Annotated in this window: 23 protein-coding genes; 14 read left to right on the top strand and 9 right to left on the bottom strand. The window is 73.5% G+C overall.

Annotated elements, in window-relative coordinates; all coding sequences use genetic code 11:
• The 5 genes from ACIBG7_RS33880 to ACIBG7_RS33860 all read right to left on the bottom strand — a co-directional run.
• Positions 1-895, bottom strand: an 895-nt coding sequence (locus tag ACIBG7_RS33880; RefSeq protein ID WP_397338812.1) for a hypothetical protein, incomplete at its 3' end; no start/stop codon positions are given.
• Positions 888-1,823 carry a 5-dehydro-2-deoxygluconokinase gene (gene iolC / locus ACIBG7_RS33875; RefSeq protein WP_397338811.1) on the bottom strand — a complete coding sequence of 312 codons (936 nt, stop codon included), beginning with the start codon at positions 1,821-1,823 and terminating at the stop codon, positions 888-890. The genes ACIBG7_RS33880 and iolC, both read right to left, overlap by 8 nt.
• A complete protein-coding gene (locus ACIBG7_RS33870; RefSeq protein ID WP_357934604.1) occupies positions 1,816-2,640 on the bottom strand; it encodes a TIM barrel protein in 825 nt (274 codons plus the stop codon). Before ACIBG7_RS33870 ends, iolC begins: the two co-directional genes overlap by 8 nt.
• Complete coding sequence (locus tag ACIBG7_RS33865; RefSeq protein WP_357934607.1) at positions 2,637-3,575, bottom strand: Gfo/Idh/MocA family oxidoreductase; 939 nt, start codon at positions 3,573-3,575, stop codon at positions 2,637-2,639. The genes ACIBG7_RS33870 and ACIBG7_RS33865 overlap by 4 nt, the downstream gene beginning before the upstream one ends.
• Before the next feature lie 29 nt (positions 3,576-3,604).
• Positions 3,605-5,002, bottom strand: coding sequence for a PLP-dependent aminotransferase family protein (locus ACIBG7_RS33860; RefSeq protein WP_397338810.1), 1,398 nt, complete (start codon positions 5,000-5,002; stop codon positions 3,605-3,607).
• A 66-nt stretch (positions 5,003-5,068) separates the two neighbouring features.
• Between ACIBG7_RS33860 and ACIBG7_RS33855 the strand changes: the two genes are divergently transcribed.
• Entirely contained in the window at positions 5,069-5,959 is an 891-nt protein-coding gene (locus ACIBG7_RS33855) for a DMT family transporter (RefSeq protein ID WP_397338809.1), read from the top strand.
• Here the strand turns inward: ACIBG7_RS33855 and ACIBG7_RS33850 are convergent.
• Positions 5,892-6,044: a hypothetical protein gene (locus ACIBG7_RS33850; RefSeq protein ID WP_357934619.1), complete on the bottom strand. Its 153-nt coding sequence runs from the start codon at positions 6,042-6,044 to the stop codon at positions 5,892-5,894. The genes ACIBG7_RS33855 and ACIBG7_RS33850 overlap by 68 nt on opposite strands.
• 102 nt (positions 6,045-6,146) lie before the next feature.
• Here ACIBG7_RS33850 and ACIBG7_RS33845 point away from each other — a divergent pair, with 102 nt between their 5' ends.
• The gene (locus ACIBG7_RS33845) at positions 6,147-7,799 is read left to right on the top strand and encodes a fumarate hydratase (protein ID WP_357934622.1); all 1,653 of its coding nucleotides are present in this window, start codon (positions 6,147-6,149) and stop codon (positions 7,797-7,799) included.
• A 3-nt stretch (positions 7,800-7,802) separates the two neighbouring features.
• Here ACIBG7_RS33845 and ACIBG7_RS33840 read toward each other — a convergent pair whose 3' ends face one another.
• A complete protein-coding gene (locus ACIBG7_RS33840) occupies positions 7,803-7,991 on the bottom strand; it encodes a DUF5999 family protein (RefSeq protein WP_357934625.1) in 189 nt (62 codons plus the stop codon).
• 389 nt (positions 7,992-8,380) lie between these two features.
• Between ACIBG7_RS33840 and ACIBG7_RS33835 the strand changes: the two genes are divergently transcribed.
• Genes ACIBG7_RS33835 through ACIBG7_RS33825 form a run of 3 tightly spaced genes read left to right on the top strand, consistent with a single transcriptional unit; the run spans position 8,381 to position 12,515 of the window.
• Positions 8,381-9,475 (top strand): serine/threonine-protein kinase, encoded by a 1,095-nt coding sequence (locus ACIBG7_RS33835; RefSeq protein ID WP_397338808.1) that lies wholly within the window; start codon positions 8,381-8,383, stop codon positions 9,473-9,475.
• Positions 9,476-9,510: 35 nt separating this feature from the next.
• On the top strand, positions 9,511-11,094 hold the full coding sequence (locus tag ACIBG7_RS33830; RefSeq protein ID WP_397338807.1) for a serine/threonine-protein kinase: 1,584 nt from the start codon (positions 9,511-9,513) through the stop codon (positions 11,092-11,094).
• Positions 11,095-11,117: 23 nt separating this feature from the next.
• Entirely contained in the window at positions 11,118-12,515 is a 1,398-nt protein-coding gene (locus ACIBG7_RS33825; protein WP_357934633.1) for a class II fumarate hydratase, read from the top strand.
• On the opposite strand, the gene ACIBG7_RS33820 is transcribed toward ACIBG7_RS33825, so the two are convergent.
• Positions 12,494-12,727 carry a glutaredoxin domain-containing protein gene (locus ACIBG7_RS33820; RefSeq protein WP_357934635.1) on the bottom strand — a complete coding sequence of 78 codons (234 nt, stop codon included), beginning with the start codon at positions 12,725-12,727 and terminating at the stop codon, positions 12,494-12,496. The two genes, ACIBG7_RS33825 and ACIBG7_RS33820, sit on opposite strands and share 22 nt — an antisense overlap.
• A 108-nt stretch (positions 12,728-12,835) precedes the next feature.
• Between ACIBG7_RS33820 and ACIBG7_RS33815 the strand changes: the two genes are divergently transcribed.
• The 5 genes from ACIBG7_RS33815 to ACIBG7_RS33795 are packed head-to-tail and all read left to right on the top strand — an operon-like array spanning position 12,836 to position 19,961.
• The gene (locus tag ACIBG7_RS33815; RefSeq protein WP_357934638.1) at positions 12,836-14,467 is read left to right on the top strand and encodes an ABC transporter substrate-binding protein; all 1,632 of its coding nucleotides are present in this window, start codon (positions 12,836-12,838) and stop codon (positions 14,465-14,467) included.
• Complete coding sequence (locus tag ACIBG7_RS33810; protein WP_397338806.1) at positions 14,440-16,341, top strand: alpha/beta hydrolase family protein; 1,902 nt, start codon at positions 14,440-14,442, stop codon at positions 16,339-16,341. The genes ACIBG7_RS33815 and ACIBG7_RS33810 overlap by 28 nt, the downstream gene beginning before the upstream one ends.
• On the top strand, positions 16,341-17,288 hold the full coding sequence (locus ACIBG7_RS33805) for an ABC transporter permease (RefSeq protein WP_397338805.1): 948 nt from the start codon (positions 16,341-16,343) through the stop codon (positions 17,286-17,288). The genes ACIBG7_RS33810 and ACIBG7_RS33805 overlap by 1 nt, the downstream gene beginning before the upstream one ends.
• Positions 17,285-18,106 carry an ABC transporter permease gene (locus ACIBG7_RS33800; RefSeq protein ID WP_397338804.1) on the top strand — a complete coding sequence of 274 codons (822 nt, stop codon included), beginning with the start codon at positions 17,285-17,287 and terminating at the stop codon, positions 18,104-18,106. Before ACIBG7_RS33805 ends, ACIBG7_RS33800 begins: the two co-directional genes overlap by 4 nt.
• A 1-nt stretch (position 18,107) precedes the next feature.
• Positions 18,108-19,961, top strand: coding sequence for an ABC transporter ATP-binding protein (locus ACIBG7_RS33795; RefSeq protein WP_397338803.1), 1,854 nt, complete (start codon positions 18,108-18,110; stop codon positions 19,959-19,961).
• Positions 19,962-20,020: 59 nt separating this feature from the next.
• On the opposite strand, the gene ACIBG7_RS33790 is transcribed toward ACIBG7_RS33795, so the two are convergent.
• The gene (locus ACIBG7_RS33790) at positions 20,021-20,608 is read right to left on the bottom strand and encodes an XRE family transcriptional regulator (RefSeq protein WP_357934653.1); all 588 of its coding nucleotides are present in this window, start codon (positions 20,606-20,608) and stop codon (positions 20,021-20,023) included.
• Between the two features lie 107 nt (positions 20,609-20,715).
• Here ACIBG7_RS33790 and ACIBG7_RS33785 point away from each other — a divergent pair, with 107 nt between their 5' ends.
• From ACIBG7_RS33785 to ACIBG7_RS33770, 4 genes are all read left to right on the top strand, one after another.
• The gene (locus ACIBG7_RS33785) at positions 20,716-21,090 is read left to right on the top strand and encodes a helix-turn-helix transcriptional regulator (RefSeq protein WP_357934740.1); all 375 of its coding nucleotides are present in this window, start codon (positions 20,716-20,718) and stop codon (positions 21,088-21,090) included.
• Between the two features lie 10 nt (positions 21,091-21,100).
• The gene (locus ACIBG7_RS33780) at positions 21,101-21,514 is read left to right on the top strand and encodes a VOC family protein (protein WP_357934656.1); all 414 of its coding nucleotides are present in this window, start codon (positions 21,101-21,103) and stop codon (positions 21,512-21,514) included.
• A gap of 92 nt (positions 21,515-21,606) precedes the next feature.
• Positions 21,607-22,359, top strand: coding sequence for a 3-hydroxybutyrate dehydrogenase (locus tag ACIBG7_RS33775; protein ID WP_397338801.1), 753 nt, complete (start codon positions 21,607-21,609; stop codon positions 22,357-22,359).
• A gap of 13 nt (positions 22,360-22,372) precedes the next feature.
• Positions 22,373-24,190 (top strand): helix-turn-helix domain-containing protein, encoded by a 1,818-nt coding sequence (locus tag ACIBG7_RS33770; protein WP_397338800.1) that lies wholly within the window; start codon positions 22,373-22,375, stop codon positions 24,188-24,190.
• Position 24,191 lies beyond the last annotated feature (1 nt).

Raw genomic sequence — 24,191 nt, 5'->3', positions numbered from 1 at the left:
GCACACCGCCGGGGGGGGGGGGGCCGCGCCGCCCGCCCCCCCCCCCCCCCCCCCCCCCCCCCACCCCCCCCCCGCCCCCCGGGGCGGGGGGGGGGCCCCCCCCCCCCCCCCCCCCCCCCCCGAGCCCGCGCACGCCCGGCAGCTTGAGCGCGTTGCGCCAGGCGGCGTAGGCCAGGTCGGGGGTGTCGCCCGGGTCGCCGCCGAGCAGCAGCGCGGGCAGCGTGGTGGCCCGCATCACGCGGTCCATCTCCGGCACCACGGGGATCTTGAGCCAGGTGCGCGCCGAGGTGGCGCCGAGCGCCTGGCCGACGTTGATCGCCTTGATGACGCCCTCCGGCGACAGGTCGTGCCCGGAGCGGTGCGACCAGAACGGCTCGACCATGGCGATCAGGTCCCGGGCGGCCAGCTCGCTGACCGCCCGGGCGCACGCCTCCAGGGTGGCCGCGGTGCCGTGCTCGTCGAGCGCGATGCGGCAGAGCATCTTGCCGCCGTCCAGCCGCATGCGCGCGATGGCGTCGGAGTCGAAGGCGGTGAAGCGGTCGTCGAACTCGAAGACCGCGCCCTGGATGCCGCCCCGGTTCATGGAGCCGATGACGATCCGATCGTCCAGCGCGCCGAGCAGCAGCAGGTCCTCGACGATGTCGGGGGTGGCCAGCAGGCCGTCCACGCCCGGCCGGGCCAGGGCGGCGACCAGCCGGTCGAGCAGGTCCTCGCGGCTGCCCATCGCCAGCGGCCGGCTGCCGACGCCCAGCGCGCCACGGGCCGGGTGGTCGGCGGCGATGATGAGGAGCTGCCCGTCGCCGGTGAGCGGGCGGCGGCGCCGTTGCGCGGCGGCTTCGGCGATGCGCTCGGGATGGCGGGCCCGGATCTCCCGCAGTGCGCCGTAGTCAGCCAACGCCCAGCGTCCTTTCGATCCGCTCGATCGTCGGCATGGCCGGCGCGCAGGCCAGCTCTCCGGCGACGATCGCGCCCGCCGCGTTGGCGTATCTGAGGGTTCGTTCCAGCGGCCAGCCGGCCAGCAGCCCGTGGCAGAGCGCGCCGCCGAAGGCGTCGCCCGCGCCGAGGCCGTTGACCACCTCGACCTCGACCGGCTCGACCAGGACCTGTTCGTGCCTGGTCAGGCCCAGGACCCCGGCGCCGCCCTGCTTGACCACCGCGAGCTCGACCCCGGCCTCCAGCAGGGCCCGCCCCGCCTCGTACGGCTCGCGCAGCCCGGTGGCCACCTCGACCTCGTCCAGGTTGCCGACCGCCACGCTGACGTGCGGCAGCGCCTTGGCCACCTGCTCGCGGGCGGTGGCGGGCGAGTCCCAGAAGGCCGCCCGGTAGTCGAGGTCGAGCACGGTGTGCGTCTTGCGCCCGCGGGCCTCCCAGGCGTGGAAGTGCGCCGCCCGCGACGGCTCCTGCGACAGCCCGGTGACCGTCGCCCAGAACAGCCCGGCTTCGCGGATCGCGGTGAGATCCAGCTCCTCGGGGCGGATCTCCAGGTCGGGGGCCTTGGGGAAGCGGTAGAAGTAGATCGGGAAGTCGTCCGGCGGCCGGATCTCGCAGAAGGTCACCGGCGTCGGCAGCCCCTCGACCGCCGTGACGTACCGGTCGTCCACCCCGTAGCCGCGCAGCGCGTCGTGCACGAACTCGCCGAACGGGTCGGCCCCGGTGCGGGTGATCACCGCCGCGCTGCGGCCCAGCCGGGCGGCGGCCACCGCCACGTTGGTCGGGCTGCCGCCGAGGTACTTGCCGAAGGTCTCCACCTCACGCAGCGAGACCCCGACCTGCAACGGGTAGACGTCGACGCCCACCCGGCCGATGGTCAGCACCTCAGGCACGGGCGATCCCCTCCAGGTAGGCCAGGCTCCGCCGGACGTCGGCGGCCGGATCGTCCGCCTCCCCGGTCAGGACCACGTCCTGCTCCATGACGTACCACCCGGCGTAGCCGTCCTTGTCGAGCGCGGCGACCAGGCCCGCGACGTCCACGTCGCCCTGGCCCAGCGGCCGGTAGAGGCCCTGCCGGACCGCCTCGGTGTAGCCGATCTCGGGCACGCGGGCGGCCAGCGCGGCGTCCACGTCCTTGAGGTGCACGTGCGCGATGCGGCCGGGGTCGCGCCTGGCGATCTCGACCGGGTCGGTGCCGCCGACCAGCAGGTGGCCGGTGTCCAGGCAGAGCGGCGCGACGCTGCCCGCCAGCACGCCGAGCACCTCGGCGCGGCTCTCGACCATGGTCCCGACGTGCGGGTGCAGGGTGACCAGCCGGTCGAGTTCGGCGGAGGCCCGGTCGAGGTTGGCGCAGAGCGTGGTCAGGCCGCGCTCGTCCAGCGCCGGGCGCGAGTCGTAGCCGTCCTGGCCGGTCGCGGCGGCGAGCACCATCACCTCGACGCCCGCCGCGGCGAACTCGGCGGCCTTGCGCCGCAGCTCGGGCAGCGGGTCGTGCTCCGGGTCGTGCAGGACCACCGGGATGAAGCCGCCGATGCCGTGCATGCCGTACTCGATCAGGTCGGCGGCGGACAGGAAACCGTCCGGGCCGAGTTCGGTGGCGGTCAGGCCGAGCGCGCGCATCTCCGCCAGCACCCGCTGCGCCGGGAGCTGGTGACCCCAGCCCGGGACCTCGCAGACACCCCAGGAGATGGGGGCTCCCGCGATCTTCATACCTTCTCCACTTCCACGGGGCGCCCCTCGCGGCGCGAGCGGTCGGCTGCCTCGGCGATCAGGAGCGCCGCGAGGGCGTCCTCGATCGTGCACGGGCTCTCCCGGTCGCCGCGCGCCGCCTCCAGGAAGGCGCGCAGCTCGGCCCGGTAGGCGTCCTCGAACCGGGTGACGAAGTCGGGCCAGGGCTCCGCCGGGCGGGTGCCCTCGTCGAGGCTGGCCAGCGGGGCGCGGGGCCCGAGGCCGACGGCCTGGGTGGCCCGCGTGCCGGCCACCTCCATGCGCACGTCGTAGCCCGCGCCGTTGTACCGCGAGCCCTGCAGCGTGGCCAGCGTGCCGTCGTCGAGCGTGAGCAGGGCGGCGCTGGTGTCCACGTCACCGGCCTCGGCGAAGAACGCCTCGCCCCGGTTGGCGCCGGTGGCGTAGACCGTGCGGGCCTCCCGGCCGGTCACCCAGCGCAGGATGTCGAAGTCGTGGATGTGGCAGTCGCGGAAGATGCCGCCCGAGGTCGGGATGTAGCCGGCCGGCGGCGGCGCGGGGTCGGCGGTGAGCAGGTGCACCCGGTGTACCTGCCCCAGATCCCCGGCGCGCACCGCGGCGCGGGCGGCGGCGTACCCGGCGTCGAAGCGGCGCTGGAAGCCGATGTGCACCATCGTCTCCCCGCGGGCGTCGAGCACCGCGCGGGTCTGCTCGACGGTGAGCGCGACCGGCTTCTCGCAGAACGTCGGGATGCCCTGGGCGCAGGCACGCAGCAGCAGCTCGGCGTGGGTCGCCGTCGGTGTCGCGATCACCAGGGCGTCCGCCTCGAAGGGGTCGCCCGGCCTGCCGTACGGCGAGGTGCGCACCGGGTCGGCGACGATCAGCTCGTCGACCAGAGGGGCCAGGGTTTCTGCGTGAAACGCCCCGATTCTTCCTAATCCAAGCAATCCCACCCGCATGGCTACTGGTCTAGCCGGTGCCTCCGGTATCAGTCAATAGTTTGTCCTGACATTCTGACTTTTAGCGCCCGTACGGCCGGCAGCGCCCGGTGCACGGGCACCCGCGCGAACCCGGCCACGATGGCCGGCGGCCCCGGCGTGAACCGCATCGGACCGACCGGCTCGGCGGCCAGCCCGAGGTCCTGGGCGGCCCGCGCGACGGCCACCTCGTCGCAGCCTCGCGGGAGCTCCAGGTAGATGTGCAGCCCGGCCTCGATGCCGTGCACGCTCACCTCGGGCAGCTCCTCGGCCAGCGCCCGCACCAGGGCGTCGCGCCGGCGCCGGTACTCGCGCCGCATGCGCCGCAGGTGCCGGTCGTAGCCGCCGGTCCGCAGGAAGTGCGCCAGCGCGTACTGCTCGACCACCGGCGAGCCGAGATCCAGCTCGCCCCGCGCCCGCCGGATGCGCGCGGCCACCTCCGGCGGCGCGGCCACCCAGCCCAGCCGCAGGCCCGGCGCCATCGACTTGCTCACGCTCCCGCACAACACCACCCGATCGGGCGCCAGCCCCTGCAGGCAGCCGACCGGGTCGCGGTCGAAGCGGAACTCGGCGTCGTAGTCGTCCTCCAGGATCAGGCCGCCCCACTCGATCAGCGCCGCGCGGCGGCCGGGCGACAGGACCACGCCGGTCGGGTAGTGGTGGGCCGGGGTGACCAGCACGGCCTGCGCGCCGCTCGCCTCGACCGCGCGGGCGTCGATGCCCGCCGCGTCCGCCCTGATCGGCAGCAGTTCGGCGCCCGCCCGGCGCAGCAGCGGCACCTGGCGCTGGCTCGTCGGGTCCTCGACGGCGAGCCGGGTGCGGCCCAGGACGTGCAGGGTCAGGCTGAGCCCCTGGGCGACCCCGCCGACCACGACCAGGTTCTCCGGGCGCACGTCGGCCGCCCTGACCCGGCGGAGGTAACCGGCCAGCTCCACGCGCAGCTCGGGCACGCCGCCCGGATCGCCGTAGTCGAGGGCGTCCGACGGCAGGGTGGTCAGCACGTGCCGCATCGCGGCCAGCCACCGCTCGCGGGGGAAGAACCCGAGGTCGGGCGAGGTGGGCCGGTGACCGTGGTAGGGGACGCCCAGGCCCGCGGGCTGCGCGGCCGGCTCCTCCTCGTCGCTCGGGACAGCCGCCGTCGCCGTACCCGCCGCCGTACCCGCCGCCGTGGCGGCGACGGTGGTGCCCAGGCCGACGCGGGAGACCAGGAAGCCCTCGGCGACGAGCTGCTCGTAGGCCTCGACCACCACGCCCCGCGAGACCTGGAGGTCGGCGGCGAGCTCGCGGGTCGAGGGCAGCCGCGCCCCCGCCGCCAGCCGCCCCCGCCGCACGGCCTCCCGCAGCTCGGCGGCGACCTGGACGGCGATCCCGCCGCCCTGCCGGTCGATGGAGAGATGCAGATCGGCCAATGGTCCACTCTTTCCGCGCCGGATTGGACTCTACGAGAGAGCCATTACCTCCCTAGCATCTCAGGCATGCACAAGGGAGTCATCGGCGCCGCCTCGGCCATGGTCCTCGTCGGCACCCTCGCCGGCGCGTCCGGACTGATCGCGGACTATCCGATCTACGGCGGCCAGGCCGTGCGCTACCTGATCGCCGCGCTCATCTGGGTGGCGGTGATCCGGGTCATGCGGGTGCGCCTGGTCCGGCTGACCGCCAAGGAGTGGCTCCTGCTGGCCGGCCTGACCCTGCTGGGCCTGGTCGTCTTCAACGTCGCGGTGATCGAGTCGACACGCGCCTCGGGGCCCGCGCTCGCCGGGGTGGTACTCGGCACCGTGCCGCTGGCCCTCGCTCTGGTGAGCGGACGGCCCGCACCCCGCCTGCTGGCGGGTGCGGTCGTGGTGGTGGGCGGCGCGACGCTCGCCACCGGGCTGGGCAGCGGCAACCTGCCGGGGCTGCTCTGGGCCCTGGTCGCGCTGGTCGGTGAGGTCAGCTTCTCGCTGCTGGCCATCCCGCTGCTGCCCAAGCTGGGCGCGGTCCGGGTGTCGGCCTACTCCACCGGGCTGGCCGTGCCGATGCTCTTCGCCGTCGGCCTGGTCAGCGAGGGTACGGCGATGCTCCGCGTGCCGACCCCGGCCGAGGCCCTCGGCTACCTCTACCTGGCCTCGGTGGTCACCGTCGTGGCGTTCTTCCTGTGGTACTCGTCCCTGCCGAAGCTCGGCCCGGGCCTGGCCGGGCTGTTCGCCGGGCTCATCCCGGTGGGCGCGATCGGCACCGGCCTGCTGCTCGGGATCGCGGTGCCGACCGTGCCGGACCTGCTGGGCGCGGGGCTGGTGATCGTGGGCATCGTGATCGGCCTCAGCGCACCACGAACCCCCGCCAGATCACCCGGCGCCGCCGCAGCACCGGCCACTGCCCGGTCCTGATGCCGCTCAGCGCCATCGCCGCCAGCGCCCCGGCCATGCCGCCGACGACCAGGACGCCCATCACGAGCATGAACACGATCTCCATGACGCCTCCATGTAGTTGAAAGTTGGACTACATAAGCCGATACCGGTCCCGCGTATTCCCCGGGGGCCGTAGGCTCTAGGAGGACCGAAAGGATCGAGGACAATGCCCGAGTTCGACTACACCGACCTGCTTCCGCTTGGCGCCGACGAGACCGAGTACCGGCTGATCACGGCGGAGGGGGTGCGGAAGGTCGAAGCGGCGGGCCGCACGTTCCTGGAGGTCGACCCCGAGGCGCTGCGGCTGCTGACGGAGACGGCCGTGCACGACATCTCCCACTTCCTGCGCTCCTCGCACCTCGCGCAGCTCCGCAAGATCGTGGACGACCCCGAGTCGAGCGGCAACGACCGTTTCGTCGCGCTCGACCTGCTCAAGAACGCCTCGATCTCGGCCGGCGGCGTGCTGCCGATGTGCCAGGACACCGGCACCGCGATCGTGATGGGCAAGCGCGGCCGGCACGTGCTGACCGACGGCGCCGACGCCGAGCACATCTCGCGCGGCGTCTACGACGCCTACACCAAGCTCAACCTGCGCTACTCCCAGATGGCCCCGCTGACCATGTGGGAGGAGAAGAACACCGGCTCCAACCTGCCGGCCCAGATCGAGCTGTACGCCGAGGACCCGGGCGGGCACGCCGACGAGTACAAGCTGCTCTTCATGGCCAAGGGCGGCGGCTCGGCCAACAAGTCGTTCCTGTACCAGGAGACCAAGGCGGTGCTCAACGAGAAGCGCATGCTGCAGTTCCTGGAGGAGAAGATCCGCTCGCTCGGCACCGCGGCCTGCCCGCCGTACCATCTGGCGATCGTGGTGGGCGGCACCTCGGCGGAGTTCGCGCTGAAGACGGCCAAGTACGCCAGCGCCCGCTACCTCGACTCCATCCCCACCGAGGGCTCGGCCAGCGGCCACGGCTTCCGCGACCTGGAGCTGGAGCAGAAGGTCTTCGAGCTGACCCAGAAGCTCGGCATCGGCGCGCAGTTCGGCGGCAAGTACTTCTGCCACGACGTGCGGGTCATCCGCCTGCCGCGGCACGGCGCCTCGTGCCCGGTGGCCATCGCGGTCTCGTGCAGCGCCGACCGCCAGGCGCTGGCCAAGATCACCGCCGAGGGCGTCTTCCTGGAGAAGCTGGAGACCGACCCGGCCCGCTTCCTGCCGGAGACCACCGACGAGCACCTCTCCGACGACGTGGTGCGCGTCGACCTCAACCGGCCGATGGCCGAGGTGCTGGCCGAGCTGACGAAGTACCCGGTCAAGACCCGGCTCTCGCTCACCGGCCCGCTGGTCGTCGCCCGCGACATCGCCCACGCGAAGATCGCCGAGCTGCTCGACGGCGGCGGCGAGATGCCGGCCTACCTCAAGGACCACGCGGTCTACTACGCCGGTCCGGCCAAGACACCCGAGGGCTACGCCTCCGGCTCGTTCGGCCCGACCACGGCGGGACGCATGGACTCCTACGTCGAACGGTTCCAGTCGGCCGGCGGATCGATGGTCATGCTCGCCAAGGGCAACCGCTCCAAGCAGGTGACCGAGGCGTGCCAGCGCTACGGGGGCTTCTACCTGGGCTCCATCGGCGGCCCGGCGGCCCGGCTGGCTCAGGACTGCATCAAGAAGGTGGAAGTGCTGGAGTATCCCGAGCTGGGGATGGAGGCGGTCTGGAAGATCGAGGTCGAGGACTTCCCCGCCTTCATCGTCGTGGACGACAAGGGCCAGGACTTCTTCGCCGACACCACCGGCCCGGTGCTCACCATCGGACGCCGCTAGGGCTCAGGCGGCCACCAGGCCACGATGCGGGTCCACCACGCGGCCGTCGGGCAGGAGCAGGCCGGTGTCCTCGAACAGGATGACGCCGTTGCACAGCAGGCTCCAGCCCTGGTCGTGGTGGGACCGCATCACGTGGGCGGCTTCGCGGTCGAGCGAGTCGGCGGTGGGACAGAGCGGCTGGTGCTTGCACATTTCGCACACCTTCTTCTGGGTGACGAGCTCCTGGCGGGTGGTCGTTCAGTAGGGCAGCTTGCGCCCGGACGGAGTACGCAGGTCGAGCGAGGACTTCACGGGCCTGCTCGGCCTTTTCCTGACCTGGGTCTGTCGCATCCTCATCACGTCCTTCAACGACGGTGTGGTGATCGCGAGTTCCGAGGGCGTATGCCTTCATTCTGACGATCCCGACCGACACTTTTTCGTGCTCTGTCCGGAGGATGAACCCGCCCGCTTACCGCAGACCTACAGACCGCTGACACGCGCATTGCATGACGCGTCAGGTCAGACAACTTGACCCCACATCGCAACATTTAATCGGCCCCGCCTCTACAGGTACGTTTGGGCGAATCGGTAAGCTGCCTGGCATGCGTGCGCCGTCCGGTTATCTCCTTGCCGCGCGCTATCGGCTCCTGGAGCCGGTCGGCCGCGGCGGCATGGGCACCGTTTGGCGAGCACATGACGAACTGCTGGACCGCTACGTCGCGGTCAAGGAGGTCCGGCTGCCCGTCGTCATCGACGAGGACCTGCGGATCGAGCTGTGCGCGCGCACCGAGCGCGAGGGCCGGGCGACCGCGATGGTCGCGCACCCGTCGGTCATCACCGTCTACGACGTCGTCACCGAGGACGACCGGCCCTGGATCGTGATGGAGCTGCTCCAGGCCAGGTCGCTGGAGCAGCTCATCCAGGACAACGGGCCGCTGCCGCCGCGCTTCGCCGCCGAGATGGGCCGGCAGATCCTCGGCGCGTTGCGCGCGGTGCACGGCAAGGGCATCCTGCACCGCGACGTCAAGCCCAGCAACGTCCTGGTGACCGAGCAGCGGGCGGTCCTCACCGACTTCGGCCTGGCCGCCTTCGAGGGCGAGATCTCCATCACCCAGGCCGGCATGGTGCTCGGCTCGGCCGGCTACATCGCGCCCGAGCGGGTGCTGGGCGCCAAGGCCAGCCCGGCGGCCGACCTGTGGTCGCTCGGCGCGACCCTCTACACCGCCGTCGAGGGCCACGGCCTGCACGGCCGCCGTACGGCTGCCGCCGCGCTGGCCGCGCTGACCAGCGGCGAGCAGATCCCGATGCCCAAGGCCGGGCCGCTGGCCCCGGTGCTGGAGGCGCTGCTGCGCATCGACCCCGAGACGCGCATCGACTCGGTGCGGGCCTCGCTCATGCTCGCGCGGGTCGCCGCGGGCGGCTCCGCCGAGCAGCCGCTCAGCCAGTCCGGCCGCCGCCCGGCCCTCGCCCTGGCCGGTCCCGCCTTCGCCCGGCGTCCCACGCATCGCGGACTGCACCGGGCGGAGGCCCAGGCCGCTGCCGTATCATCGGGGGCGCAGGCCGTACCTCTTCCCCGTGGCGGGGTGCACCGCAGGCCGGGATCACCGCCCACGGCGTACGGCAGGCTACGGGCCAGACTGATCAAGCTCTTCCTCCCGCGCCGCTTCTGGCCCAAGGAACTTCGCAAGCGAGGGTAAAGCACTTTCTAAGCAGGAATAGATATCTTCTTCTCATGTCGGAACAGCACAAGGGCGTGGCGGGGCGCGTGCTCGCCGGACGGTACGAACTGCTCGCACCGCTCGGCCGGGGGACGATGGGGACGGTCTGGCGCGCGCACGACCGGACGCTGGGCCGCGAGGTCGCCATCAAGGAGATCCGCCAGGACTCGGGCCTGAGCGAGGCGCAACGAGCCGAGCTGCGCGAGCGCATGGTGCGTGAGGGGCGGACCGCCTCCCGCATCAACCACCCCTCGGTGGCGGCGATCTACGACGTGCTGATCCACGACGACAGCCCCTGGATCATCATGGAGCTGGTCGAGGCCCGCTCGCTGGAGCAGGTCATCGAGGAGGAGGGGCCGCTGCCGCCCCGCCTGGTCGCCGAGATCGGCGTCGACCTGCTCGGCGCGTTGCGCGCGGCCCACGCCCAGGGCATCACCCACCGCGACGTCAAGCCCGGCAACGTGCTGATCACCGAGCACGGCCGGGTCGTGCTGACCGACTTCGGCATCGCCAAGGCCGAGGGCGACACCAAGCTCACCAAGACCGGGATGGTCATCGGCTCGCCCGGCTACACCGCGCCGGAACGTGCCAGGGGCGAGTACACCGGGCCGGAGTCGGACGTGTGGTCGCTGGGGGCGACGCTGTACTTCGCGGTCGAGGGACGGCCGGCCTACGAGCGGTCGAGCATCGCCGAGACGCTGGCCGCGCTGATGACCGAGAGCGCCGACCCGCCCACCCAGGCCGGTCCGCTGCGGCCGGTGCTGGACGGCATGCTCAACAAGATCCACCAGCAGCGGCTGAGCACCGCCAAGGCCGAGACGATGTTGCGGATGGTGGCCGACACGCCCACGCACGAGTTCCCGGCGGTGGAGGAGCCGATCCGGGTGCAGAGCGCCGAGTCGTGGCAGGTCCCCCAGCCCACCTCCGACGCCTGGCCCCGGCCCCAGCAGAACCCGTGGCAGAACCACCAGCCCCCTGCCGCTCCCCCGGCCCAGCAGCCGGCCCAGCAGCAGGGTCATCCCCCGGTGCAGCACCCCGGTCATCCCCCAGTGCAGCAGCCCGGTCAGCCGCCGGTCGAGGTGCCGGGGTGGTCCGGTGGGTTCGACCCCGACCAGGACCCCAACCGCACGGTCACCGTCGCCCGCCCGAAGCACCCCCTGAACCAGCCACCCGGCCCCGGTCATGCTCCTGGCACCCCCGGACCCGGCCACGCCCCGGGACCGCAGGGCCCGCCCCCCGGCTACGAGCCCCAGCCGCCGAGCTTCGGCGGCCCCCTGCAGCCGGCCGACCCCCGCCCGCCGGTCTACGACGAGAGCTCCGAGACGACCCGGGTCGTGCAACCGCACCCGCCGGGCCAGCAGGTCTACCCGTCCCCGCCGCAGAACCACCAGCAGGGCCACCAGCAGAACCCGTGGCAGAGCCACCAGCCCCCGCCCGCCGCCCCGATGCCCCCGGAGCGCGGCCTGGGCACCGACCTGTTCGCCATCGCCGGCCAGTCAGAGGCGCCCCGCAAGGCCAGCCGTACCGGCATGTTCATCCTGATGGCCATCGCCGCCGCCGCGGCGGTGATCATCGCCATCCTGGTTCTGACCGGCTGACCGGCCTGATACAGACTGGGAGCATGAGCGAATACCGCACCGAGCACGACTCGATGGGCGAGGTCCGCGTCCCCGCCACGGCGCTGTGGCGGGCCCAGACCCAGCGGGCGGTGGAGAACTTCCCGGTCTCCGGCCGTGGGCTCGAACCCTCCCACATCGCCGCGCTGGGCCTGATCAAGGCGGTCGCCGCCGAGGTCAACGGCGAACTAGGCGTGATCGACAAGGAGATGGCCGAGGCCATCGCGCAGGCCGCGGCCGACGTGGCGGAGAACGAGCACGACGAGCACTTCCCGGTGGACGTCTTCCAGACCGGCTCCGGCACCTCCTCCAACATGAACGCCAACGAGGTCGTCGCCACCCTCGCCGAGCGCCGCCTGGGCCGCGAGGTGCATCCGAACGACCACGTCAACGCCTCGCAGTCGTCCAACGACGTCTTCCCGACCTCGATCCGGGTGGCCGCCGCGACCGAGGTCTCCTACCACCTGCTGCCCTCGCTGACGCATCTGGCGGCGACGCTGGAGGGCAAGGCCGAGGAGTTCGCCGGGCTGGTCAAGGCCGGGCGCACCCACCTCATGGACGCCACGCCGGTCACCCTCGGCCAGGAGTTCGGCGGTTACGCCGCCCAGATCAAGCTGGGTCTCACCCGGGTGGGCGGCGCGCTCAACAGCGTCCTGGAGCTTCCGCTGGGTGGGACCGCGGTCGGGACCGGCATCAACACCCCGCCCGGCTTCGCGCCGCGGGTCATCGCCAAGCTGGCCGCGGCCACCGGCCTGGACTTCACCGAGGCCGGCAACCACTTCGAGGCGCAGAGCGCCCAGGACGCCATCGTCGAGCTGTCCGGCGCCCTGAAGGTCGTCGCCGTATCCCTGAACAAGATCGCCAACGACCTGCGCTGGATGGGCTCCGGCCCCCGGGCGGGGCTGGGCGAGATCAACCTGCCCGACCTGCAGCCCGGCTCGTCGATCATGCCCGGCAAGGTCAACCCGGTCGTCCCCGAGGCGGTCTGCATGGTCGCCGCCCAGGTCATCGGCAACGACGCGGCGATCACCTTCGCCGGGGCGTCCGGCTCGTTCGAGCTGAACGTGCAGCTCCCGGTGATCGCCCGCAACATCCTGGAGTCGGTCCGGCTGCTGGCCAGCGTCTCGCGGCTGCTGGCCGACCGCTGCGTCGCCGGGATCACGCCCAACGCCGAGCGGCTGCGCGAGTACGCCGAGTCCTCGCCCTCGATCGTCACCCCGCTGAACCGGTACGTCGGCTACGAGGAGGCCGCGCGCATCGCCAAGCAGGCGCTGGCCGAGCGCAAGACCATCCGCGAGGTGGTGATCGAGCGCGGTCACGTGGCCAACGGCACGCTGACCGAGGAGCAGCTCGACTCGGCGCTCGACGTGCTGTCGATGACTCAGCCGGCCAGCCGCTCCTGAACCTGCCCCACGCTGGGGTTGACCAGGGCTCCGCCGTCCGGGAAGACGACGGTGGGGATCAGCCAGGAGCCGCCGTTCAGCTCGCTGATCAGCTCGATCGCGCCGGGCGTGTCGTCCACATCGATCTCGGTGTAGGCGATCCCGGCGCGGGCGAGCTGGCCCTTGAGGCGCTGGCAGTGGCCGCACCACGGGGCGCTGTAAACCTTGATCATGTTTTCCATCTTTGACCCTGGACCGAAGGAGCGAATACTCTCATGTGCCACTTGGATATTACCGGTAGACATCGCAGGTAGGCCGGTTGCACGAAATGGGGTCCCGCCGTGACCGACAGCCCTCTCGCCAGGCGCTCCTTCCTCCTCGCCACCGCCCTGATCGCGGGCACGGGCGCGCTGGCCGCCTGCGGCTCCGGCGGCGGCTCGGGCTCCAGCCCCGCCCCGGCCGGTACGACAGGCGCACCCAAGACCGCCGACCTGCTCCGCGTAGCACTCCCCTCCTCGCTCAGCACGCTCGACGTGAGCAAGGAGGCCGGGATCATGAACTACGTGGTCGCCCTCCTCTGCCAGGAGGCGCTGGTCGCGGTGGGCGAGGACGGCGGCCTCCAGCCCTCGCTCGCCGCCTCGTGGGAGCGCAAGGACGCCAGGACCTACGTCTACCAGCTCCGCCAGGGCGTCACCTTCGCCGACGGCGCGGCCCTCACCGCCGCCGACGTGGTCGCCAGCCTCAACCTGCACGCCGCCAAGGGCTCCACCAGCGCCTTCGCCTACGCCTACGCCGGCGTGGAAAGCATCGAGGCCACCGCGCCCGCCGAGGTGACGATCACCCTCAAGCAGCCGGACGCCTCCTTCGCCTGGACCCCCTCCCCCGGCACCCTGCTGGTCACCAGCGAGAAGTTCCTCAAGGACACCGGCGCGGACCTCGGCACCCCGACCGGCAAGATCCTCGGCACCGGCCCCTACAAGGTGACCGAGTTCGCCCCCGACTCGCACGTCACGCTGGAGCGCAACGACGCCTGGTGGGGCGGCGAGGCCCCCTACCGGCAGATCAGAATCGACTTCATCCCCGAGGAGTCCACCCGCCTGCTGGCCATGCGCGGCGGCCAGGTGGACGTCGCCCTGAACGTCCCGGCCGAGCAGATCGACCAGTGGAAGGCGGTCTCCGGCGTCCAGGTCATGACCGCCGCCGACCGCTCGCTGGTCACCCTCGCCTTCAACACCGCCAAGAAGCCGTGGGACGACGTGCACGTGCGCCGCGCGGTCGGGCACGCCGTCGACCGGGCCGGCATCGTCAAGAGCATCCTGCGCGGCCACGGCGCGGTCGCCACCACCATCCCCGACCCGGTCCAGTGGGGCGGCGTGCTCGGCGAGGCCGAGGTCAAGGCGCTGTACGCGAGCATCCCGCAGGTCGAGTTCGACCTGGCCAAGGCCAAGGCCGAGCTCGCCCAGTCGGCCAGCCCGCAGGGCTTCGGCGACACCGTGACCTACCCCAACAGCGGCCCGCAGATCGGCCGCGCGCTGCTCACCCTGGCCCAGAACCTCAAGACCATCGGCATCACGCTGGAGGTCAAGGAGGTGCCGCTGGAGCAGTGGATCGCCGAGCTCGGCGCGCACTCGGCCGGGATCTACGCCGGGTGGTACTTCGCCACCACCGGCGACCCCTCCGAGTACGTCAACCAGCTCCTGGACGGCGGCGCGACCGGCAAGAACGGCACCAACATCGCCGAGTACGCCAACGCCGAGGTCACCAAGCTCCTCGCCGACGCCAAGGCCAGCACCGACGACGCCGAGCGCGGCAAGCTGCTCGGCCAGGCGCTGCTGAAGTCGGCCGCCGATCTGCCCTACCAGCCGCTGTGGTGGGGTGAGGCGGCCACCGCCTTCGGCCCGTCGGTCACCGCCACCGGCTTCGGCCCGTACTTCTTCGTCGGCCCGTGGGCCGCGAAGGTCGCCCCGCGCTGATGGCCGCCCCGCTCGACGTCCACCGCGCGCTGCGCGGGCTGCGGGTGCCCGAATGGGTCGCCCTCCACCCCGGCGGCGCGGCCGTGGCCTGCGTCATCGACGGCCGGGCCCACGTGCTCGACCTGCCCACCGGCGCGCTCCGCCCGCTGGCCGCCGCCGAGGGCGAGTGGCACGCGCTCACCCGCTGGATCACCGGCAACCGGCTCCTGCTCGCCACCGCCCGCGGCCCCCTGCTCGACCACGTCGAGGTACGGCTGGCCGTCGGCGAGCCCCCGTGGCGGCTGGACACCGGCGCCGAGATCGAGGACCTGATCCCCGCCGGCGACCGCGTCCTGCTGCGCCTGGCCGACCCCGGCAGCGAGCGCGACGGCAGCCATCTCGGCCTGCGCGTCCACGACCCGGCCGACCCGGTGGTCCGCGAACCGGGCGCCCGGCTGCGCCGCCTGGCCCTCGCCCGCGTCGGCGACGACCGGCTCACGCCCGTCCCGCTCACCGCCACCGTGTGGGACGCCGACTGGCGTGGCGGTCCCGTCGTCGCGGTCACCTCGGCCGACGAGACCCCGGGCGGCTTCTACCGCCCGAACCTGGACCTCATCGACCCCGAGACCGGCCAGACGCGCACGCTTTACACCACCGGCTGGCAGCTCGCCCGCCCCAAGCTCGCCCCCGACGGCCGCACCGCCGTCGTCCTCGAAGGGCTGTCCATCGTCTCGGGCCGCGTCCTGCGCGTCACCGGCCTCGACGGCGGCGACACCCGGGTCACCGCGCTCGGCGACCTCGACGACGTCACCGACCTGGGCTGGCTCGACGAGCGGCGGCTCTGGTTCACCGGCTGGGACGGCACCGGCACGCACGGCGGCCTGCTCGACGCGGTCACCGGCGAGGTCCTGTCGCGCTGGGTGCGGCACGGCACGCTCGGCGGGCCCGGCGCCCAGCCGTCGCTGTCGCCCGACGCCACCGGCACGCTGGCCGCCGCTCCCTGGGAGGACGCCGGGCAGCCGCCGGAGATCGCGCTGGCCGACCCGGCGACCGGCGAGTGGCGTGCGGTCACCGCGCTCAACGCGGGGCTGGCTTCGCTTGCCGTACGGCAGGAAAAGGTGCGGTGGGCCGCGCCCGACGGGCGGGAGATCGAGGGCCTGCTGCTGACCCACGGGGAGGCGGACGGGCCCCGGCCGCTGGTCGTCATGGTGCACGGCGGCCCCACCTGGTTGTGGTCGAGCGCCTTCGCGCCCGCCGAGTCCAACCAGCTCGCCTCGCCGCTCGCGCACGCCGGGGCCGCGGTCCTGCTCGCCAACCCGCGCGGCAGCAGCGGGCGCGGCCAGGAGCACGCGCGGGCCGTCATCGGCGTCGCGGGCGAGGCCGACCTGGACGACCTGCTGGCCGGCGTCGACCACCTCGTCGCGACCGGCGCCGCCGATCCCGGACGGATGGCGATCATGGGGCTCAGCTACGGCGGGTACATGACCGCGTGGGCGACCACCCGCACCTCGCGGTTCCGGGCCGCGGTGGTCATGTCCGGCGTCGCCGACTGGCTCAGCTTCACCACCGCCAGCAACCTGGCCGGCGGCTTCGACCCGCTCTACCACGCCGGCGCCGACCCCGTCACGCCCGAGGGACGCGAGTTCCTGGCCGCGCGCTCGCCGGTCCACCACGCCGCCGAAGCGAGCACGCCGACCCTGATCCTGCACGGCGAACTCGACCGGACCACCCCCGCGGGCCAGGCCGAGCAGCTCTATCGTGCCTGGTCGGCGGCCGGGATCCCGGTCCAGCTCGTCGTCTACCCTCGGGAGGGGCACGAGCTGGTCGAGGACGGGCACCGCCGGGACGCGGCCGAGCGCACGATCGCCTGGCTGAGGGGGAACGGGGTCTTGTGATGGCGGGCTGGGGGTCGTTCCTGCTGCGGCGGCTGGCCGGGACCGCCGTCGTCGTCGCCCTGCTGTCGGTGGGCGTCTTCCTGCTGCTCTACCTCGCTCCGGGCACCCTCCAGCAGACGTTGCTCGGCACCCGCCCGGCCACGGCCGAGACCATCGCCGCGATCACCGCGCGCTACCACCTCGACGAGCCGGTCTTCGTGCAGTACCTGCGCTGGCTGGGCGGCGTGCTCACCGGCGACCTGGGCGTCTCCATCCGCACCGGCGTGCCGGTGAGCGGCATGCTCGGCGACCGGGTGCCGCTCACGCTGGAGCTGACCGCGTACGGCACGCTGCTGGCCGCCCTGGCCGGGATCCCGATGGGCGTGCTGGGCGCGCTGCGCCGCGGGCGGGCGCTCGACCGGCTGGTGGTGGTCACCGGCATCGTCGGGCTCAGCGCCCCGCCGTTCGCCGTCGGCCTGGTCCTGCTGGTCGTGTTCGCCTCCGGGCTCGGCTGGTTCCCGGTCTACGGCACCGGCGAGGGCTTCGCCGGGACGGTGTGGCACCTCACGCTGCCCGCCGTCGCGCTGGCCGCCGGGGCTCTCGGGCTGCTGCTGCGCTTCACCCGCGCGGCGCTGGTGCGGGAGCTGGAACAGGACTACGTCGTCTTCGCCCGCGCACGCGGCCTCGGCTCGGCGACGGTGCTCGGGTACGCCCTGCGCAACTCGCTCGTGCCGATCCTCACCGCCACCGGGCTCGTGGTCACCAGCATGCTGGTCGGCACCGTGCTGGTGGAGGTCACCTTCGCGCTGCCGGGGCTGGGCTCGCTGCTCATGGACTCGGTCACCTTCAAGGACGTGCCCGTGGTGCAGGCGCTGGCCCTGCTGCTCACCCTGCTCATCGCCGCGATCAACCTGCTGGTGGACGTGGGCTACTCGATCGCCGACCCGCGCGTACGGAGGGCCTCGTGAAGCCGGCCTCGCGCCCGCCGCTGACCGTCCTGGCGGCCCTGCTGGTGCTCGCCGTCGCCGCGGTCTGCGCCGCCTTCGCGCCCTGGCTGGTGCCGGGCGCCACCGAGCAGGACCTGATGACCGGCCTCACCGGCCCCGGTCCCGGCCATCCGCTCGGCACCGACGACCTCGGCCGCGACGTGCTGGAACTGCTGGTCGCCGGGGCGCGCACCGCCGTGCCGGGCGCGCTGGCCGTGGCGCTCGGCTCCATGATCCTCGGCAACCTGATCGGCCTGCCCGCCGGCTACTTCGGCGGCTGGGCCGACACCCTGGCCATGCGCTGGGCCGACCTGATGTTCTCGCTGCCCGCGCTGCTCGTCGCCATCGTGGTGGCGGGCGTGCTCGGCGGCGGGTACGGCCTGGCCATCCTGGTGCTCGTGGTGCTCTTCGCGCCCACCGACGCCCGCGTGGTGCGCGGGGCCGTCCTGGAGCAGCGCCACCGCCCCTACGTCGAGGCGGCCCTGCTGAAGAGCCTGCCCGCCTGGCGGATCATGATCCGGATCATCTGGCCCAACATCGCGCCGGTCGCCCTGGCCACGGTCTTCCTCAACTTCGCCTTCGCGCTGGTCTCGCTGTCGTCGTTGTCCTTCCTCGGGCTCGGCGTGCCGGCCGGCTCGCCCGACTGGGGCCGCACGCTGGCCGACAACCGGGCCCAGCTCGTGGCCAACCCGTGGGCGGTGATCGCCCCCGGCCTGGCCATCATCGTCACCGCCGCCGCGCTCAACCTGGTGGGCGACTGGCTGCAAGAGCGCGTCGACCGGCACGGAAGGACCCGCTGACATGGCCGTTCCCGCCGTTCCCGCCGCTGCCGTCCCGCCTCCCGCGCTTTCCGTCGCCGGGCTCGCCGTGCGCCAGCCCGCCACCGGCCGCACGCTGCTGTCGGAGGTCGGCTTCGAGGTCGCGCCCGGCGAGTCGCTCGCCATCGTGGGCGAGTCGGGCTCGGGCAAGTCGCTCACCGTGCGGGCCCTGCTCGGCCTCCTGCCGCCCGGCCTCACCGCCACGGGGACGGTGCACGTGGCCGGCACGCGGGTCGACGCCGACGCCGACCGGCTGCGCCGGGCGCGCGGGCGGGCCGTCTCGCTCCTGCTCCAGGACCCGTTCACGTTGCTCAACCCGCTGCGCAAGGTCGGCAGGCAGCTCGCCGACGGGCTGCCGCGCGGCGCCGACGTCACCCGCCTGCTCTCCGAGGTCGGACTCCCGCCCGAGACCGCCGGGCGCCACCCCTTCCAGCTCTCCGGCGGCATGCGCCAGCGCGTCGGCCTCGCCGCGGCGCTGGCCGGTGACCCGGACGTGCTCATCGCCGACGAGCCCACCACCGCGCTCGACGCCACCACCCAGCGTGAGGTCCTGGCCCTCATCCGCCGCATCCAGCACGAACGCGGGATGGCCTTCGTGCTCATCACGCACGACCTGCGGCTGGCCTTCTCGATGTGCGACCGGGTCATGGTCATGTACGCCGGGCGGGTCGTCGAGACCGGCCGGTCGGCGGCGTTGCGCCGGGAGCAGACCCATCCCTACACCCGGGCCCTGCTGGCCGCCGAGCCTCCGGCCGACCGCCGCCTGGCCCGCATCCCGGCCGTCCCCGGCTCCGTGCCCGCCCACGACGCCGTCCGAGACCGCTGCGCCTTCGCCGACCGCTGCCCCGTCGTCCTCCCCGTCTGCCTGACCGCCCAGCCACCCCTGCTGCCCGTCCAGGAGACCGCCCAGCCGCCCGTTTCCCCGGGCTCCGAGCCGTCCTTGCCGACCCTGGGTGCTGCCGACGCGCGGTCCTCGGCCTGTGTGCGTGCCTCCGGTCTGCCCCCGGCCCCGGAGCCCGCTCCGGGTGTCGCGGCCCCCGCGCCCGCCACCGCCGTCCCCCTGCTCCGGGTCGACACCCTGTGCAAGACGTACGGCACAGCCGCCCGCCCGGCCCTGGCCGGCGTGAGCCTCACCGTCGCCCCCGGCGAGGTGGTCGCGGTGGTCGGCGAGTCCGGCTCGGGCAAGACCACCCTGGCCCGCTGCGTCGCCGGCCTCGAACACCCCGACTCCGGCACCATCCACCTCGACGGCCAGGACGTCTCCGACTACGGCCGCCTCACCCGCCCCGCCCTCCGCCAGGCCCGGCGCACCGCGCAGATGATCTTCCAGGACCCCTACTCCACCCTCAACCCGGCCCGGACCGTCGGAGCCACCCTCAAGGAGGCCCTCCAGGCCGACGGCCGGCCCGCCACCGGCCGCGACGTCGCCCGGCTGCTCGAATCCGTGGGCCTCGGCCCCGACCTGGCCGCCATGCGCCCGGCCGGCCTGTCCGGCGGGGAGCGGCAGCGGGTGTCCATCGCCCGGGCGATCACCGGGGAGCCGCGGCTGCTCATCTGCGACGAGCCGGTGGCGGCGCTCGACGTGTCGGTGCAGGCGCAGGTGCTCGACCTGCTGGCCGACCTCCGAGAGCGGCTGGGGATGGCGATGTTGTTCATCACCCACGACCTGGCGGTGGTCCGGCAGGTGGCTGACCGGGTCTACGTGCTGCGCCGCGGCGAGCTCGTGGAGAGCGGCACCGCCGGGCAGGTGCTCGACCACCCGGCCGAGCCGTACACCCGCGCGTTGCTGGCCAGCGTGCCCGACGGCACCAGCGCCTGGCTGACCCCGCGCCCGTGAGAAACCCGGGGCCTGGCTGACCCCGCGTCCTTGAGAGGCCGGGGCCTGGCCGTTCGCCGTCAGACGTCCGCGTAGGAGATCAGGGTCAGCACCCGGCACGGCCGATCCGTCGTGACGTAGGCGTGCTCGCCCTCGGCCGCGAACCGCACCGCGTCCCCCTCGCCCAGGGTCACCGACCACTCGGCCGTCTCGACGATCACCTCGCCGGACACCACGTAGGCGTGCTCCACCGCCCCACGCCCGTGCGCGCTCTTCGCGCTGCGCACCCCGGGCGGCATGTCGCCCTCGGACAGCTCGAACCGCCGCCGGTCCGGGGCGTCGAACAACATGCGCACGCTGCCCTCGCCGGCCGGGCCGCCCTCGCCCCGCCGTACCACCTCCGGGCCGGTCAGCCGTACCCGCGTCAGGTCGGCGAAGGTCAACCCGAGCGCGTCGGCCAGCCTGGTCAGCACCTCGACCGTCGGGTTGGCCACCGCCCGCTCGACCTGCGAGATCAGCGCCTTGCTCACCCCGGTCAGCTCCGCCAGCTCCCGCACGCTCAGCCCCCGCGCCAGCCGGGTGCTGCGCAGGTTGCCGGCGATCGCCCCTCGCACACCCCCGCCCGCCGGCGCGATCACCGCATCCGGCGCTGCCTTCTCCTGGCGCACGTACGTCCTCTCTCGTGGTCCCCTCCATCATGCAGGATGGCGGGCGGGTGGATAATGGGCAGGTGAACCGGGAGGATCTGGTCCGGTTGCGGCGGGCACGTGACCTGATGGACCGCAAGTACGCCGAGCCCCTCGACGTCCCCGCCCTGGCGCGGGTGGCGCTGATGTCGCCCGGCCACTTCTCCCGCAGCTTCCGCGCCGCCTACGGCGAGACCCCGCACTCCTACCTGATGACGCGCCGGATCGAGCGGGCCAAGGCGCTGCTGCGCCGGGGGGACGTGTCGGTGACCGAGGCGTGCTTCGCGGTGGGCTGCTCGTCGCTGGGCTCGTTCAGCGCCCGGTTCACCGAACTGGTCGGCGAGAGCCCCAGCGCCTACCGCGCCCGCACCCACGAGCACGCCGCCTCGATCCCGGCCTGCTACGCCAGGATCTACACCCGGCCGGTCCGCGCGGCGGAGGCCACGCAGGACCGCCAGGTGTAGCGTGACCGGCATGAACCTCGCACTGACGTACTGCACGCTGGTGGTTCACGATCATGAGGAGGCGCTCGCCTTCTACCGCGACACCCTGGGCTTCGAGGTGCGCAGCGACGTCTCCTACGAGGGCATGCGCTGGGTGAGCCTCGGCTCGAAGTCGCAGCCCGACGTGCACATCGTGCTGGAGCCGCCGGGCGCCGACCCGGGTGTCTCCCCCGAGGACCGCGAGACGATCGCGGACCTGCTGGCCAAGGGGCTGCTCGGCCGGATGGTGTTCAGCACCGACGACTGCGACGCCACCTACGAGCACATCCAGGCCTCCGGCGCCGAGGTGATGCAGGAGCCGATGGACCAGCCGTTCGGCGTCCGCGACTGCGCCTTCCGCGACCCGTCCGGCAACATGGTGCGCTTCGCCCAGCCGCGCCGCTGAGCGCGCGCCAGGGCGCGTCCCACACAGCCGGGCGCCGACATATGTCCGCCACCCCCATGTGCGCCGGACACCCCAGCGCTTAGGGTCCAGGCATGGCGGACGAGCTGACCGGGCGCACGGCCCTGGTGACGGGGGCGGGCAGCGGCATCGGGCGGGCGTGCGCGCTCCGGCTGGCCGGTGCGGGCGCGCGGGTGCTGGTGGTGGACAAGAACGCGGAGAGCGCCGGGAAGGTGGCCGCCGAGACCGGCGGCGTGGCGGTGGCCGCGGACCTGGCCGAGCCGGGCTTCGCCGAGCGGCTGCCGGACGAGCGGGTGGACATCGTCGTCAACAACGCCGGGTTCCAGCACGTGGCGCCGGTCGAGGAGTTCCCGCCGGAGGTGTTCGCGGCGATCCTCAAGGTCATGGTCGAGGCGCCGTTCCTGATCACCAGGCGCTACCTGCCCGGGATGTACGCCCGGGGCTGGGGGCGGATCGTGCACATCTCCTCCGTGCACGGGCTGCGCGCCTCGCCGTACAAGTCGGCGTACGTGGCCGCGAAGCACGCGCTCGAAGGCCTGTCCAAGGTGATCGCGCTGGAGGGCGCGGCCAAGGGCGTGACCAGCGTGTGCGTGGCGCCGGGCTACGTGCGGACCGAGCTGGTCGAGCGGCAGATCGCCGACCAGGCCAGGGCACACGGCATCCCGCCGGAGAGCGTGGTCGAGGAGATCATGCTGCAGCCGGCCGCGATCAAGCGGCTGATCGAGCCGGAGGAGGTCGCCGAGCTGGTGGCCTACCTGTCCGGGCCGCACGGGGCGTTCATCACCGGCGTCTCGCTCCCGGTGGACGGCGGCTGGACCGCGCGATAGGACAATGGGCTCCATGCACGTCTATCTCGAACTCCTGGCCAGGGAGGCCTCGGCCGTCGAGTTCGAGGGCCCGATCATCGAGGCCCGGGCCCGCGGCGCGAACCCGGCCGAGATCGCGGAGCTGGAGCGGGCCAAGGTCGAGGCGCTGAAGGTTCGTGAGCTGCTGCGCCGCCGGGCCAGGCGCGAGGCGGAGCTGTCGGCGCTGTACGACACCGCCAGCGACCTGGCGGGCCTGCGCGACGTCGACGCGGTGCTGGAGGCGATCGTGCACCGGGCCAGGCAACTGCTGGCCACCGACACCGCCTACCTGACGCTGCACGACCCCGAACGCGGCGACACCTACATGCGGGTGACCGACGGTTCGATCTCGGCCGCCTTCCAGAACCTGCGGCTGGCGCTGGGCGCCGGGCTGGGCGGGCTGGTGGCCCAGACGGCCAGGCCGTACTCCACCGCCGACTACTTCGCCGACGCCCGCTTCCAGCACAAGGACCACATCGACTCCGCCGTGCACGAGGAGGGCCTGGTCGCCATCCTCGGCGTGCCGCTCAAGCTCGGCCAGCGGGTGATCGGCGTGCTCATGGCCGCCAACCGCAGCGCCCGGCCCTTCCACCAGGAGGAGGTCGCGCTGCTGACCAGCCTGGCGGCGCACGCGGCCGTGGCGATCGACAACGCGCGGCTGCTCCAGGAGACGCGCAACGCGCTGGAGGAGCTGTCGGCCGCGCACCGCAGCCTGCGCGAGCACGGCAACGCGGTCGAGCGGGCGGCCCGGGCGCACGACCGGATGATGGAGCTGGTGCTCCAGGGCCGGGGCATCGAGGACATCGCCGCCGTGGTGACCGAGACCGGCGAGCTGACCGTCCTGGACGGCCAGGGCCGCCCGATCACCGGCCCGCACACGCCCGCCGATCCCGGCATCCTGGAGGCCGCCCAAGCCTCGCGCAGCCTGGGCCGCACGGTCCGCCGGGGCGACCTGCTGATCGCCTCGGTGGACGTCGGCGGCGAGCCGCTCTGCACGCTGATCCTGCGTTCCGACGACGCCGACGAGCGCATCCTGGAGCGGGCGGCGCTGGTCTGCGCCCTGCTGCTGCTGTTCCGGCGCAGCGTCGCCGAGGCCGAGGGCCGGGTCCGCGGCGAGCTGCTCGACGACCTGATCGCCCGCCCGGAGGACGAGGGCCTGGCCGAGCGCGCCCGGCGGCTGGGGATCGACCTGGCGGAGCCGTACACGCTGATCGTGGCCCGGCACCAGGGCCAGCGCGAGCGGGCGGCGTTCTGGGCGTCGGCGGAGGCGGCGCTGGCGCACGGCCTCGCGGCGGCCCGCCCGGACGAGGTCGTGCTGCTGCTGCCGGGCGCGCAGGACGCGCGCCGGGTCGCCAAGGAGCTGAGCGCCGCGCTGGCCAGTCCCGCGACCGCCGGCGCCGCCGGCCCGGTGCGCGGCCCCGGCGCGGTACGGCCGGCCTACCACGAGGCCCAGCGCTGCGCCGACGCGCTCATCGCGCTGGGCCGCCGCGGCGACGGCACCAGCGCGGCCGAGCTCGGCTTCCTCGGCCTGCTCATCGGCGAGCACCGCGACCTGCCCGGCTACGTCGCGAGCGCGCTCGGCCCGGTGCTCGACTACGACCGCCGGCGCGGCACCACGCTGACCGCGACGCTCGCCGCCTACTTCGCCACCGGCGGCTCGCCCAGCCGGACCGCCGAGGCGATGCACATCCACGTCAACACGGTCTCCCAGCGCCTGGAGCGCATCGGCCGGCTGCTGGGCGACGGCTGGCAGGAGCCGGAACGAGCCCTCGAGCTCCAGCTCGCCCTCCGCCTCCACCGGCTGAGCACATAAG

It is taken from the genome of Nonomuraea sp. NPDC050328, from assembly GCF_044459405.1.
Classification (GTDB): Bacteria; Actinomycetota; Actinomycetes; order Streptosporangiales; family Streptosporangiaceae; genus Nonomuraea.
Note: the sequence above shows the minus strand (reverse complement) of the source record. Positions and strands in the feature narration are given on the sequence as shown.

What these genes read in the sequence shown, in the direction of transcription:
- ACIBG7_RS33850 (WP_357934619.1), bottom strand. Translation starts at nt 6,044, where the DNA reads ATGGAGATCGTGTTCATGCTCGTGATGGGCGTCCTGGTCGTCGGCGGC.
- ACIBG7_RS33840 (WP_357934625.1), bottom strand. Translation starts at nt 7,991, where the DNA reads ATGTGCAAGCACCAGCCGCTCTGTCCCACCGCCGACTCGCTCGACCGC.
- ACIBG7_RS33795 (WP_397338803.1), top strand. Translation starts at nt 18,108, where the DNA reads ATGGCCGTTCCCGCCGTTCCCGCCGCTGCCGTCCCGCCTCCCGCGCTT.
- ACIBG7_RS33780 (WP_357934656.1), top strand. Translation starts at nt 21,101, where the DNA reads ATGAACCTCGCACTGACGTACTGCACGCTGGTGGTTCACGATCATGAG.
- ACIBG7_RS33845 (WP_357934622.1), top strand. Translation starts at nt 6,147, where the DNA reads ATGCCCGAGTTCGACTACACCGACCTGCTTCCGCTTGGCGCCGACGAG.
- ACIBG7_RS33805 (WP_397338805.1), top strand. Translation starts at nt 16,341, where the DNA reads ATGGCGGGCTGGGGGTCGTTCCTGCTGCGGCGGCTGGCCGGGACCGCC.
- ACIBG7_RS33785 (WP_357934740.1), top strand. Translation starts at nt 20,716, where the DNA reads ATGGACCGCAAGTACGCCGAGCCCCTCGACGTCCCCGCCCTGGCGCGG.
- ACIBG7_RS33770 (WP_397338800.1), top strand. Translation starts at nt 22,373, where the DNA reads ATGCACGTCTATCTCGAACTCCTGGCCAGGGAGGCCTCGGCCGTCGAG.
- ACIBG7_RS33775 (WP_397338801.1), top strand. Translation starts at nt 21,607, where the DNA reads ATGGCGGACGAGCTGACCGGGCGCACGGCCCTGGTGACGGGGGCGGGC.
- ACIBG7_RS33830 (WP_397338807.1), top strand. Translation starts at nt 9,511, where the DNA reads ATGTCGGAACAGCACAAGGGCGTGGCGGGGCGCGTGCTCGCCGGACGG.
- ACIBG7_RS33865 (WP_357934607.1), bottom strand. Translation starts at nt 3,575, where the DNA reads ATGCGGGTGGGATTGCTTGGATTAGGAAGAATCGGGGCGTTTCACGCA.
- ACIBG7_RS33835 (WP_397338808.1), top strand. Translation starts at nt 8,381, where the DNA reads ATGCGTGCGCCGTCCGGTTATCTCCTTGCCGCGCGCTATCGGCTCCTG.
- ACIBG7_RS33855 (WP_397338809.1), top strand. Translation starts at nt 5,069, where the DNA reads ATGCACAAGGGAGTCATCGGCGCCGCCTCGGCCATGGTCCTCGTCGGC.
- ACIBG7_RS33820 (WP_357934635.1), bottom strand. Translation starts at nt 12,727, where the DNA reads ATGATCAAGGTTTACAGCGCCCCGTGGTGCGGCCACTGCCAGCGCCTC.
- ACIBG7_RS33825 (WP_357934633.1), top strand. Translation starts at nt 11,118, where the DNA reads ATGAGCGAATACCGCACCGAGCACGACTCGATGGGCGAGGTCCGCGTC.
- ACIBG7_RS33870 (WP_357934604.1), bottom strand. Translation starts at nt 2,640, where the DNA reads ATGAAGATCGCGGGAGCCCCCATCTCCTGGGGTGTCTGCGAGGTCCCG.